This window comes from Paenibacillus algicola (assembly GCF_005577435.1).
In the GTDB taxonomy this organism is placed as follows: Bacteria; Bacillota; Bacilli; order Paenibacillales; family Paenibacillaceae; genus Paenibacillus_AQ; species Paenibacillus_AQ algicola.
Map to the genome: position 1 here is coordinate 4,274,788 of NZ_CP040396.1, position 13,321 is coordinate 4,288,108.

Here is a 13,321-nt window from a genome sequence, read left to right on the forward strand (position 1 = left end):
TGATTTACATGGAGGGTGGGCTCCATAAAAACAAAAAAGACACCGTAGCGGTGTCTTCTCAGTGTAGTGTGCGCCTGCTTGAACCCTTAAGCCGGCAAATGCTCCCGGCAGAAGCGCGTCAGCTCTTCTTCCTCCTCCGGCTCCATATCGAAATCTAGATACTGATCACTGACCCGCTCATAAAAATCATACTTTACAATCCGGTTCTCATCCTCCAGATAAATGGCGCGCAGGTATACCCCTTGCTCCCGGTACAGCTCGTCATCCTCCGGAACGTTCAGATCCAGCACAAATTCATAGCGCTTCCCGCTCAAAATTCCGAATGGATCTTTAATGTATTCCGCTGTGTATTCAATAATTTCCAGCATGCTCTCATCCTTCCCTCTCGTCAACGTCCGTTATGCTTCATTATACACGTTTTGGCGCTGCCCCAGCCATGTCTGCAGCAACGCACCGCACAAACAGGCCCCCCGCTTCCCGGGAGGCCTGTTCAATCGCTGACTCAGCACAGCCGCTTTAGTTCATCTTGATGTCCAGCAGCTCGTATTTAATAATGCCCACCGGAGCCGTAACGTGAACGATGCTTCCGACTTCCTTGCCCATCAGCTCTTTGCCGAGCGGGCTTTCATAGGAAATCTTGTTGTTCACTACGTCCGCCTCCGCCGGTCCAACGATCTGGTACTCTACCTTCTCGTTGAACTCCAGATCGTTCAGGACGGCGATCGCCCCGACGCTGACCCGGTTCAAATCCATTTTGCCGGCATCCACCACACGCGCTTTGCGGAGCATTTTCTCCAGCACAAGAATCCGGGTTTCCATAAAGGCCTGGTCATCCTTCGCGGAATGATACTCGCTGTTCTCCTTCAAATCGCCATAGCTGATAGCAACCTTCAGGCGCTCGGCCAGCTCCTTGCGCTTGACCTCCTTCAAATATTGAAGCTCCTCTTCCAGCTTCGCAAATCCTTCGGCGGTCACAATAACTTCTTCCTCATTGGCCATATCGCTTCAGCTCCCTTGCCTCTATAAATTCATACGCAGCGTATTGCCGCGCCTTACTGTGCCTTGATCTGCTTGCTGCGCAGCTGGCCGCAGGCGGCATCAATATCGGTGCCATGCTCCAGACGTACACTGACACTAATGCCCTGCTTCTTCAGCGTGTCATAGAATCCCGTAATATCGTCCGGAGTGCTTCGCTGATACTGACTGTGCTCATCCACCGGATTGTATGGAATGAGGTTGACGTTCGCCGTATGGCGGCGGGGTCCCACCAGCTCAGCCAGCTCCAGGGCATGCTCCTTCTGATCATTGACACCTTTAAGGAGAATATACTCCAGGGTAATGCGGCGGTTGCTCTTCTCCAGGTAGTAATCCACGGCCGGCATCAGCTCTTCCAGCGGATAGGCGCGGTTAATCTTCATAATTCGGGTACGAAGCTCATTGTTCGGCGCATGCAGCGAAAGCGCAAGGTTCACGTGCAGGTCGCTGTCGGCAAACTCCCTGATTTTAGGAGCCAGTCCGCTGGTCGATACCGTAATATGGCGCGGGCCGATTGCGAGCCCCTTGTGATCCTTGATGACCTTAATAAAATTCGACATATGCTGAAAGTTGTCAAACGGCTCTCCAATGCCCATCACGACAATATGGCTGACCCGCTCCTCCCGTCCCGCTGCATCCAGGTACAGCTGCACCTTCATCACCTGCTCAACAATTTCGCCGCTTGTCAAATCCCGGCTCTTCTTGAGCAGTCCACTGGCACAAAAGCTGCAGCCGATATTGCAGCCCACCTGGGTTGTCACACAGACCGATAATCCGAATTTATGGCGCATGAGCACCGTTTCAATCAGATTGCCGTCTGTCAGCTTCAGCAGAAATTTCACGGTTCCGTCAACCGATTCCTGCTTCGTATGCTCGGCCAGCGTCAAAATAGAAAAGCTCTCCCGCAGCAGCGCTGCCGTCTCCGGGTGTACGTCCGCCATGTGATCAAAGGAGGTCACGCGCTCCCGGTACAGCGCATGCCAGACGGCCGCCGCGCGCGACGGCTTCTGTCCGTGAGCCTCCAGCCAGCTCTTCAGGTGCTCTAAGGTTAATCCATAAATGGATGGTGTATTCATTTCTGTTTCCTTTCTATGACATCCGTTGTCCAGATTCCTCTCCCATTGTCCCAAAATTCCATCTATAACACAAGGGGAGTTACAGGAAAGAAGCCTGTAGGCAAGCCTAAGGGACACTTTTCTTAACAGAAACCCTCCGCTCTTCCCACTCCTTCTCAGCCCCTATGCTTCGGCACTTCAAAAGAAACCGTTGTGCCCTGCCCTTCCGCACTTTCAAGCTTAAGGCCGCTCCCGAACATGGACAGCAGGCGGGAGTGAATATTTCGCAGCCCGATTCCTTGGCTTCCTCCATCCCGAAGCAGAGAGCTAAGCCGGCTCTGCGGCATCCCGGTTCCGTTATCGCTCACTGTAATCTGCACCGCTTCCTTGCTCTCTGTGATCTCCAGCACCAGCGTTCCGCCGCCCTCCTTGCGCATCAGACCGTGCCGGACCGCATTCTCGACGATGGGCTGGATGCTCAGCGGCGGCACCAGAAGCTGGCTGCCGGCAGTCAGGCGGTACTCCACATGAAGCCGTTCCTCAAAGCGGGCTTTCTCCAGATTGAGATAAGAGGTGACCAGCTCCAGCTCATGACCCAGCGTGGTCAGCTGATCCCGGCCCTCAAGATCGAAGCTGCGCCGGAGATAACGAGCGAGCTCCAGCAGCAGCTGGTTCGCCAGCGACGGGTGATCCGGCAAATGAGACATGATCGTATTCAGCGCATTAAAGAGAAAGTGCGGCTTGATCTGTGCCTGTAAAAAAGCCAGCTCCGACGCAATCGCCTGCCGCACGGTTTTCCTGAGCTCCAGCAGAGTCCGTACGCGGGATTTCAGCTCGTCGGCATCCACCGGCTTTCTGAGAAAATCATTCGCCCCCGCCTGCAGCCCCACCTTGACGTCCTCCGGAAGGCTGCGGGCCGTCAGGATCAGCACGGGCAGCTGAAACAGCGTGAACCGCTCCCGAATTCGGGAACACAGCGCAGGGCCGGACATGCCCGGCATCATCCAGTCTGTAATCACAAGATCGACGGCTTCTCCGGTGCTCAGCATACGCCAGGCCTCCTCTCCGCTTGATGCAGTAAGGATGCGGATTCCCCCTCCTCCCAGCAGATTGTGAATGACCTTCAGATTGACGGGATCATCGTCCACGACCAGAATCCGGGCAGCCGCTGTCCCGGCCTGTTCACGGTCCGGCTCGGTCTCCAGCATTTCCTGTCCGGGATACTCCCGCACCGGTTCCGGCACGGGCAGACTCTCCTCCCGGGACGATCGCACCGTGAAGGAGAAGGTGGAGCCTTCCCCCGGCTTTGAGCGGACCCAGAGCCTGCCCCCGCCAAGCTCCACCAGCTTCTTCGTGATGCTCAGGCCCAGCCCTGTGCCCTGATGATCTCCGCGGCCTTCCTGCTCCAGCTGCTCATAGGACTGAAAAATCAACGCCAGCCGCTGCTCCTCTATCCCGATTCCGGTATCGCGGACCGAGACCGTGATCCAGTCCTCCTCGTCCTGCTGCGCCGTGACGATAATCTGTCCTTGATCACTAAATTTGACCGCATTGCCGACCAGATTGTACAGCACCTGCCGCAGCCGCTCCTCATCGGCATAGAGCAGAGGCAGCCGCTCTGGCAGCTCCTGCCGCAGCACGAGCTGCTTGTTCCCTGACACATGCGCCATGACCTCCAGCACCGAGGTCGTTACTGCAGATAAATCCACCCGCTTTGGCTGCAGGGTGATCTGATTGTTCCTCAGCTTGTTAAAATCGAGGATATCATTAATGAGGGAAGACAGTCTTTTCCCCGTGGATACGATCAAGCGCAGATCCGCCGTCTGCTTGGGGGTCAGCGGTCCTGCAGCACCATCGACAAGCGATTGGCTGATGTTCACCATGCCGTGAAGCGGGGTCCTTAGCTCATGCGACGTATTCGCCAGAAACTCATCCTTCAGCCCATCCAGTGTAAGCAGCCGGCGGGACAAATGCTGCACCTCTTCAAAGGATTCCGAGAAGCGCCGGGCCAGCAAAATAGCCTGGGTCAGCACGAACAGCACCAGCTCCAGGGAGCCAAAGGTTTGAAAATGCTGGCTGCCCAGCAGACTGGCAATATTCATGACAATTAGCATCAGAATGCTGATCACTCCAATAACCTGCAGCCCGAATTCCTCACTCCGGCCCTTGATGCTGACAATCATACGGCAGAACATGTACAGGACGCTCACCAGGGAGGTCATAAAGATGATAGACTCCAGCTGCGAGAAGACACGCACTGGCGTGAGCCATGCCGTCAGCAGGCTGGCCGCGGTCAGCATTTGTATGGCCCGCAGAGCATACCGATGAATGATGCCCGGCAGGGAGACGGCCACATAATAGATCAGAAAGTAATAGAGCAGCGCCGAGGACATCATCTGAATCTTGGTAAACCATTCGTAGCCAAGCCCCGGAAAAAGGGCGGCCAGCAGCTTCTCCCCGTGGGTGGCTGTGTAGATCAGCATCGCGGTGCAGGCCAGGCCCAGGTACAAGAGCGCACGTTCCTTCCGCAGCCGGTACAGCATCAGCGCATAAGCGCCCGGGAGCAGAAAGCCTGCGAGCGTCATTATGTCCAGAAACAGAGACAATTCCCGGGCCTGCAGAATCGACTCAACATCCCCGAACCAGATCGACGTAAAGATGCCCCCGGAGCTGTAGGCATAATTGGATACCTGAACGACAAGCTCAATCTGTCCCGCCTGCTGCGGTCCGAAGGACAGGTACGGAATGTTGGAGGCCGTCTCCTGCTCACGGCTTGCCGCGGGCTCTCCGCTGCTTCCGATCTGATGCCCGTTCAGAAATATCCGGTTCGCGGTGCGGATGTTGCCGGTCTTGATACCGTAGAGGGCGTTCTCCTCCCCATCAGGAACCTGAATGATCAGGCGATAGGTTCCGTAGCCCCAGGCGGATTCCGCCTCCCCTTCTTGAGATATATAGGAATTCCATGCTCCCGGCAGCTTCACGATCGCGGAAGGCTCAAGGGAACCCTGCCCGCCGTGCTCCACCCCCGATCCCGGGTTCTCAAAATCCGGCGGATTCAGCAGACGCCCGCGATAAAACTCCCATTCCCCTTTCAGAGGCACTGCACCGTCCTCCGCAAAATCCCATTCCTGCAAGTTCAGCATTCCCTCCATCGCAGAGGGCGTCATGCCGGCTTTCAGATCGAAGCGGATGCCGGAGTACAGCGGAATTACAACGACAAGAGTCAAGCCAATCATCAGCGTCAGCCATTTACGTGGTATCATCCCAGGTCCTCTTTCCCGCCGGCAGCCGGTGCCGGTCAGCAGTATGCTTCACGTTACGTAGATCTTTATTAAACCCCACCTGTCCTGAAATTTCCATACCTTTTAACACGCAAGATTCCATAACAAAAAGACAGTGCACCGCTTAGCGGCGCACTGTCTGAACTTTATCCTTTCTAGGTGGACATCATCTGCTTGACCAGCTCGCGGTTCCGTTCCTTAAACTGCTCATTGTGCGAGGATACCATGGCGATCTTGGACGCATCCGGCTGGATGTACAGCTTCGCCTGATTGACTGCGTTCGCAGCGTCCTGAAAAGCACCGGCAATCAGATTCAGCTTGCCCTCATGCTTCAGCACGTCACCGGCAGCGAACAGCCCCGGCACGGAGGAGGCTCCCAGCACGGAGCCTTCAATGTAACCGTCCTCTGCCACCCTGATGTCCAGACGGCTGTTCTGGATCAGCTCCTTGTCCCAGTCGTAGCCGTGATTGATCACTACCTCATCAACTGCGATCTCGGATACCTCCCCGGTCTTCAGGCAGGTCAGCTGAACCCGCTCAATCCGCTCATGGTTATCCGAGGCAATCAGCTTGCTGATGCTCTGCTGCAGCATACAGCTGGAATTATCGCAGTTCATCAGCTGGTTCACCTGTGCTTCATGGCCGGTCATGGTGTCCTTCCGGCATACGACATACACCTGTTTCGCGACCGGACACAACTCATTGGCCCAGTCTACTGCAGAATGGCCGCCGCCCGAGACGAGCACGGTCTTATCCTTGAACTGCTTCAGTGATTTGACGGTGTAATTGAGATTGGACACCTCGAACCGTTCGGCCCCTTCAATCTGCAGCTTCTGCGGCGTCAGAATGCCCCGGCCGGAAGCCGCAATGACGGTTCGGGAGTAATGCTTCGTCCCGGAGGTCGTATCGAGGACGAAAATCCCGTCGCTATTTTTGACAATGGAGGTCACCTTCTCGTTCAGGACAACCTCCGGGGAGAAGGTTAAGCCCTGCTGAACAAGCTGCTCAATCAGCTTGGCACCGGGAAGAGGGGCGAGCCCGCCGACATCCCAGATCATTTTCTCCGGATATACATGAATTTTGCCGCCCAGCTGTGGCTGAAACTCAATAATCTTCGTCTTCATTTCCCGCAGACCGCTGTAAAAGGCAGAATACAACCCTGCCGGACCGGCACCAATAATCGTCACATCAAACACATTTGCTTGCTCCACGAATATTCATCTCCCTGATCAGGACATTGGTTCACTGATTATCATTCTCATTGTAATATACGATGAATTTGTGCTCATTACAACCTAAATTATAGTTGACAACAGGATGAAACAGCCTTTAAAGTAAGGTTAGCAGATATTTGAGAATGATTATCACTAAGTAAGCAAGCAATCTATTATCAATTCATTTATTGGAGGGTACCCATGTCTCGCCTATATACGGAAAACCTGAGCGTCGGCTACGGTGAACGTCTGATTGTTAAACAGCTGAGTGCCGAGATCCCTGACAAGAAGATCACGACCATTATTGGTGCGAACGGCTGCGGCAAGTCCACGCTGCTGAAAGCGATGACCCGCATCATTTCCCACCAGGACGGCACGATCCTGCTTGACGGCAAGCAAATCGTCAAAGAGGATACGAAGGCTCTTGCGCGCAAGATGGCGATTTTGCCGCAGTCACCGGAGAGCGCAAGCGGGTTGACGGTCGGCGAGCTGGTATCCTATGGACGGTTCCCGTACCAGAAGGGCTTCGGCCGCCTGACTGCCCGGGATCACGAGGTGATCGACTGGGCCATGGAGGTGACCGGCACGCTGGAATTTAAACAGCGCTCCGTGGATGCCCTGTCCGGCGGACAGCGCCAGCGTGTGTGGATCGCCATGGCTCTCGCTCAGGAAACCGAAATTATATTCCTGGATGAGCCAACAACATATCTTGATCTTGCCCATCAGCTGGAAGTGCTGGAGTTGCTGCAGAAGCTGAATCGTGAACAGGAGCGTACCATTGTGATGGTGCTCCACGATTTGAACCAGGCAGCCCGCTTCGCCGATCACATCATTGCCATGAAGGACGGCCAGATTGTTCAATCCGGCTCCTGTGAAGAGGTTATTCATGCCGACGTGCTGCGTGAGGTATTTCACATCGACGCGGCGATCGGACGGGATCCCCGCACCGGCAAGCCGATGTGCCTGACGTATAATTTACTGAAGGAAGAGCCGGTGCATGCTGCAGCGATCGCTGAGGAACGCATTGCCGTCGGAGTTGGCGCTTAAGCAGTTCTTCTATAATAAATAGAAAGTCCCTTCAGAGGCTGCGGCTGCAGTCTCTGAAGGGACTTTTATTTGTTTTTTTATGGATCCGGCAAAGTAAAGGTATCTCCGCCCTGAAGCGTTCCACGCTCAAAGCCTTTATAGAACCAGCTCTTCCGCTGCTCCGAGGTGCCGTGGGTAAAGCTCTCCGGTACTGCATAGCCGCGGGCCTTCTTCTGAATTGTATCGTCCCCAACCGCACTGGCAGCAGCCAGCGCCTCCTCCAGATCGCCCTCCTCCAGCAGATTCTCACCCTGCACATGATGCGCCCAGACTCCGGCTAAATAATCAGCCTGCAGCTCGAAGCGTACCTGATACTTCCGATATTCCTCTTCACTCAGCTGCTGCCGGTATTGATTAAGCTGCGCGGAGGTGCCCAGCAGTGTCTGCACATGATGCCCCACCTCGTGGGCAACCACATAGGCCATGGCGAAGTCACCCGGCGCATTGAACTCGCGGCGAAGCTCGTCATAGAAGCTCAGGTCAATGTACAGCTTGCGGTCTCCCGGGCAATAGAATGGGCCCACCGACGCGCCGGCGGTGCCGCAGGCAGACTGTACGCTGCCGGTGTACAGCACCAGCGTCGGCTCTTCATACTCCATACCTTCCTTGCGGAACACCTCCTGCCATACCTCCTCGGTATCCGCCAGCACCACCGACACGAACTGGGCCAGCTCCTGCTCCTCAGCCGTTTCCGTGTAAGCTCCACTCGGTTCGGAAGCTCCGCCCAGGCTGCCCAGCAGCTCTCCCGGATTTCCGCCCAGCAAGGTGATGACCAGCACGATGATAATGCCTCCAATGCCGCCGCCAATCAGGCCGGGCCCTTTGCGACCCCTTCGATCCTCTACATTTGAGGATGCTCTTCTCCCTTTCCACTGCATATTCTGCTTCCTCCTTCTGCTTGCCCCCTATTAAGGCACTGGGTTCGCTTCTTCTCATCCTTTAAGCATTTATACCCCCAAATGCGCCCTTAGAGAAACGAAATGAAGGCTTGCGGCCAATCTTTTCTACTAACCTGCCGTAATATACGTTAAAATAGATAGAGATAACGTTTACAATGAAGGAATGATGATGTACAGCTTGAGAGAAGCAAATCACCCTGATCTTCGATGACTTCGAGGAAATACTTGAAAACGGAAGGTGTCAACCATGTCAGCAACGTCCAGCAAACCGAACATTCTGATCTTTATGACCGATCAGCAGCAAGCCCAGGTCACGATGCAGGATCATCCCTGCCGTACGCCTCATCTTGATGAAATCGCCGGTCAAGGCGTGCGCTTTACGTACACGTACCCGCCGATGGCCCACTGCTGTCCGGCCCGAGCCTCTTTTATGACCGGCCTATACCCGTCCCAGCACGGCGTTTACAATAACGTCCGCAATGACCAGGCCATCAACTCCACCGTCAACCCCGGAGTGGAAATGTTCTCCGAGAAGCTGAAGGATGCCGGCTATGAGATGTATTACAGCGGGAAATGGCATGTATCGGCTGAGGAGAATCCGAGTGACCGCGGCTGGACGGAGCTGTACATGAAGGAGCAGGGCTTCGACCGCGGCTCGCGCCGGGACCATTATGCCCAGCTTCAGAGCGAGCATGGCACGCGCGAACGGGCCCGGGGAGAGATCCTTCGTCCGGGATGGTCCAAATTTCAATTGTACGGCACGTCCAAGGTGGAATATCATGACCACCCGGATTACCACTGTGTAAACGCCGGCATTCAGCAGCTGAATGCGATGAAGGATCAGGAGGATCCTTGGTGTATGTATCTTGGCGTACTGGGACCGCATGATCCGTTCATCGTTCCGGAGAAATACGCTACGATGTACGACCCGAACGACATTGAGCTTCCTCCCAACTACCGGGATGACATGACCGATAAGCCGGGCATCTACAGACGCATGAAGAAGGTATTCAGCCAGCTGACCGAGCAGGAGGTCAAGGAATCCCTTGCCCACTACTGGGGCTACTGCACGATGATGGACGATCTGTTTGGCGAGGTGCTGGACGCGCTGGATCGAAACGGCCAGCGGGACAACACGCTCATCGTATTCGTCTCCGACCATGGAGAGCTGGGTGCAGCCCACGGCTTGTACTGCAAGGGCATCAGCACCTTTGACGAAGGCTACCGGGTTCCGCTCATTATCAGCCATCCGAAGCTGATTCAGGAGCCGGGCAGAAGCGTGGACGATTTCGTGATGCTGATGGATATTGCGCCGACACTGATTGAGCTGGCAGGCGCAGAGCCGCTCTCCAAGTGCAGCGGACAGAGCCTCGTGCCTTTCCTGCAGAATGAGCAGCCCACGGAGTGGCGGGAATCCATCTACACCCAGTGCTACGGCACTGAGCTCTACTATACAAACCGTATGGTGCGAACCAAAGATTATAAATTTGTGTACAACCCGACGGACATCGACGAGCTGTACGATCTGAACCAGGACCCTCACGAAATGGTCAACATTGCAGAGCAGCCGGAGATGAGCGGAGTGCTGAAGGAGATGTACCGGCTGATGTGGGAGAACGGATACCGGTATGAAGATAATCATTTTGTCTCCTATATCCCGGTAACGACCGGCGAATATGGCCCGGCCATCGTAAATGAGCCCAAGGGAGGCGCTTAGGTTGAGACATCTGTTCATTGTGGGAGACAGCATCTCTATCCAGTACGGTCCTTTTTTGAAGCCGCTGGTGGAATCGTACTTTCATTATGACCGCAAGCGCGGAGAGAAGCAGGCACTGGCCGATCTCGACCAGCCCGTAGGCGCCAACGGAGGCGACAGCAGCCGGGTGCTGGACTATCTAACCCAGGAACAGCACCAGGGCGTGTCCTATGATCTGCTGCTGCTTAACTGTGGACTGCATGATATCAAGACCGATCCGCTCACCGGCGAGAGACAAATATCTCCTGCCCGTTACCGGGATAACCTGGAGCGGATTATCCAAACAGCGCGCAGCATGGCCAAGGCCCTGATCTGGGTGAGCACCACTGACATTATTGATGATATTCATAATTCGCAGAGCACCTCCTTTCACCGCTTTCACCGGGATGTGCTGGAATATAACGAGATTGCATCGCAGGTCATGGAGCAGCATGAGGTGCCGATCATTGATTTGTACACGTTTACGCTGCAATTCGGAGCTGACGCTTATCGGGACCATGCTCATTTCACCGAGGAGGTCCAGCGCCGCCAAGCTGAATTTATCGCGGATTATCTGATGGGCTCAGGCCTTCACGCCTCTTCATCGGCAGAGTAGCTTCTTGCTGCAGCACCCTGCCATGACGAGGTAAGGGGAACCCGGCCGTTTGTATACCACGACAATTTATCCACGGGGAGACACAAAATGTGATGAAATACAGCTACTTGAAAAAATTGTTTATGTACAGTTTATTCTTGGGTGCCCTGCCTGTCATCGTCATGGGTGTATTCTCGTATGACCGGACCTCAACCGTGGTTGAGCAAAAGGTCAATGAGGCCAACCGGCAGATTTTGAGCTCGGCCATGAATAGCATTGATCATAAACTGGAAACCGCATATGTTATGGCAACACAGTTCACCAATTCTACCCAGGCCGTTTCCGCCCTGAATATGGACCTTGACCGGTCCCAATTTGAAACCGTCTCCGAGCTGATCAAGACGATTCAGGGATTTCAAGTGTTTGATTATGTGGCGAGTGTCCATTTTGTGAATCTGGAGAAGCGTTGGGTTATTACCAATAAAGGACTGGAGCGCCTGGACGAAGAGGAAGAGCTGGCCGAATGGACGGCGCTGCTGTCAGAGCCCCGAAATACACAATGGGTGACCAGCGCCAGCGGCGGCATCAGCCTGATCAAGCCGCTGCCTTTTCTGACCACGAAGTCACCTCCCCAAGGGGCCTTTGTCATGCGGTTCTCCCCGCGGCTGTTTAACTCGCTCGTCCGCAGTGAAAGCTACGGGGATACCGTCATTTATAACGAGAATATGGAGCTAATATTCCGGAATTCAGAAACGCTGAGCTCTCCGGAGCAGCAGGATCAGCTGGAGCTGAAGCTAAGCGCAGAGTCCGGAGAAACCTCGCAGCAGGAGAACGTTCGGTTCGAGCTGGCCGGTGCTCCTGCTCTGGCTATGGTGGAGGACTCTGTCTTTAACGGCTGGAAATATGTATCCCTCGTACACTTGTCCGATATTACCGAGGAATCGAAGGCCATTGGCTGGGTCACTCTGCTGATGTGCCTGGTCATTCTGAGCATTACGCTGGGGCTTGCCTGGCAGGGCTCGAAGATGTTCTACTCTCCCATTCGCGTGCTTCGGGATCTCGTGGCGGATTCGGACGATGCTCATCCGCAGGCCTCCGATGAGCTGCAATATATCCGCACCGGGATTCAGGGGCTGCTCGGGAACAAGCTGGAGCTGCAAAAGCAGCTGCAGAAGCAGTTTCCTTATCTGCATGAGCTGTTTGTAATGAAGCTGTTTCTCGGTCAATGGAGCAACAAGGAGATTCAGGAGCATATTGAACGATACAATATTGATTCGGATTGGGAGCAATTCAGTGTATTTACCCTCAAGATTTATTCTTTGGAGCATTCCCGCTTCGACGAAGAGGATTCAAGCCTGATTCTTTACGCCATTCTAAACATGATGGAGGAAATTCTCACGCCGTCACAGCCTTTTAAGCCGGTCATTATGAATGAAAGCTGTGCCGCAGTGTTCGTCAGTCCTCGCAGCGCAGAGGGCCCGGCACCGGAGGAGCTTCTGATGCAGACCTGCAAGGAGATTGAGGACAAAATCCAAGCCTTCCTGGGACTGGACATCCAGCTTGGAGTCAGTCGGCCGCACACCCAGCTGGAGCAGGTGTCTATGGCGTTCGCCGAATCCACCGCTGCGCTGCGCTTCTGTCAGCGGACTGGTTACCGCGGTGTGATGAAGTCTGAGGACGTGGATCCTGGCAGACTTCCGCAAATGACTTATCCGGCCCACTGGGAGCAGGAGCTGCTGGAGGCGCTGCAAAGTGAAGACCGCGAGGCTGCAAAAGAGCTGGTGGACCGCATTTTGACAGAGGTCGAGACCCGGCAGTACACCTTGATGGAAGCCCAGGTGCTGTTCTACCAGCTGCTGGTCAAGATGATGAGCCTGCTGCAATGGGATGAGCAGTCGCTGAAGAAAATGCTGCTGGATGTGGAGTACGTTCAGGCGATGTTCCGTACCACTACGTTCGAGGAGCTGGGTCAGTGGTTTACCTCCGTCGGCATGGAGCAGCTATTCCAGCTGCTCTCCACCCGGGAAGAATCGCATCAAGGCCAGATTGCCCAGCAGATCAAGCAGCTGGTACAAAGCCGCTTTGAAGAGAATTTAACGCTGGAAGCCATTGCCGATCTGATGAACTTCAATGCCAATTATCTAAGCCGCGTCTTCAAGAAGGAAGTAGGCATGAGCTTCAGCGAATATATGGCGATCACCAAGCTGGAGATGGCCAAGCATTTGCTGACGACCAGTGATCTGAAGGTGCAGGAGGTTGCCGAGAAGCTTCACTATCAGAGCACCACTGCCTTCATCCGGTACTTCCGAAAAATGGAAGGCATGACCCCTTCCAGTTACCGGAAAATGAACGAATAGCATCTGAAAGCGCATCCTCTTCCACTCAGGGGATGCGCTTTTGTGTCTATAATCATTATCTCGA

General features: G+C 54.6%; 10 protein-coding genes. 4 read left to right on the plus strand and 6 right to left on the minus strand.

All coding sequences use genetic code 11. The features are described from left to right. Positions 1–86: 86 nt before the first annotated feature. The 5 genes from E6C60_RS19920 to E6C60_RS19940 all read right to left on the minus strand — a co-directional run bounded on the left by E6C60_RS19920 (position 87) and on the right by E6C60_RS19940 (position 6,582). On the minus strand, positions 87–368 hold the full coding sequence (locus tag E6C60_RS19920; RefSeq protein ID WP_138227394.1) for a DUF6509 family protein: 282 nt from the start codon (positions 366–368) through the stop codon (positions 87–89). Between the two features lie 148 nt (positions 369–516). Continuing rightward, on the minus strand, positions 517–999 hold the full coding sequence (greA, locus tag E6C60_RS19925) for a transcription elongation factor GreA (protein ID WP_138227395.1): 483 nt from the start codon (positions 997–999) through the stop codon (positions 517–519). A gap of 53 nt (positions 1,000–1,052) precedes the next feature. Next, positions 1,053–2,111 carry a dual-specificity RNA methyltransferase RlmN gene (rlmN, locus tag E6C60_RS19930; RefSeq protein WP_138227396.1) on the minus strand — a complete coding sequence of 353 codons (1,059 nt, stop codon included), beginning with the start codon at positions 2,109–2,111 and terminating at the stop codon, positions 1,053–1,055. Positions 2,112–2,266: 155 nt separating this feature from the next. Next, the gene (locus E6C60_RS19935; RefSeq protein ID WP_233281078.1) at positions 2,267–5,353 is read right to left on the minus strand and encodes an ATP-binding protein; all 3,087 of its coding nucleotides are present in this window, start codon (positions 5,351–5,353) and stop codon (positions 2,267–2,269) included. Between the two features lie 173 nt (positions 5,354–5,526). Then, entirely contained in the window at positions 5,527–6,582 is a 1,056-nt protein-coding gene (locus E6C60_RS19940; protein WP_138227397.1) for an NAD(P)/FAD-dependent oxidoreductase, read from the minus strand. A 204-nt stretch (positions 6,583–6,786) separates the two neighbouring features. On the opposite strand from E6C60_RS19940, the gene E6C60_RS19945 reads away from it, so the two are divergent. Then, a complete protein-coding gene (locus tag E6C60_RS19945) occupies positions 6,787–7,632 on the plus strand; it encodes an ABC transporter ATP-binding protein (protein ID WP_138227398.1) in 846 nt (281 codons plus the stop codon). 77 nt (positions 7,633–7,709) lie between these two features. On the opposite strand, the gene ypfJ is transcribed toward E6C60_RS19945, so the two are convergent. Then, positions 7,710–8,549: a KPN_02809 family neutral zinc metallopeptidase gene (gene ypfJ / locus E6C60_RS19950; RefSeq protein WP_138227399.1), complete on the minus strand. Its 840-nt coding sequence runs from the start codon at positions 8,547–8,549 to the stop codon at positions 7,710–7,712. 268 nt (positions 8,550–8,817) lie between these two features. Here ypfJ and E6C60_RS19955 point away from each other — a divergent pair, with 268 nt between their 5' ends. The 3 genes from E6C60_RS19955 to E6C60_RS19965 all read left to right on the plus strand — a co-directional run bounded on the left by E6C60_RS19955 (position 8,818) and on the right by E6C60_RS19965 (position 13,257). Continuing rightward, positions 8,818–10,287: a sulfatase family protein gene (locus tag E6C60_RS19955; protein WP_138227400.1), complete on the plus strand. Its 1,470-nt coding sequence runs from the start codon at positions 8,818–8,820 to the stop codon at positions 10,285–10,287. 1 nt (position 10,288) lies between these two features. Then, positions 10,289–10,921, plus strand: coding sequence for an SGNH/GDSL hydrolase family protein (locus E6C60_RS19960; protein ID WP_175415372.1), 633 nt, complete (start codon positions 10,289–10,291; stop codon positions 10,919–10,921). Between the two features lie 122 nt (positions 10,922–11,043). Further along, positions 11,044–13,257: a helix-turn-helix transcriptional regulator gene (locus E6C60_RS19965; RefSeq protein ID WP_217496356.1), complete on the plus strand. Its 2,214-nt coding sequence runs from the start codon at positions 11,044–11,046 to the stop codon at positions 13,255–13,257. Positions 13,258–13,321 lie beyond the last annotated feature (64 nt).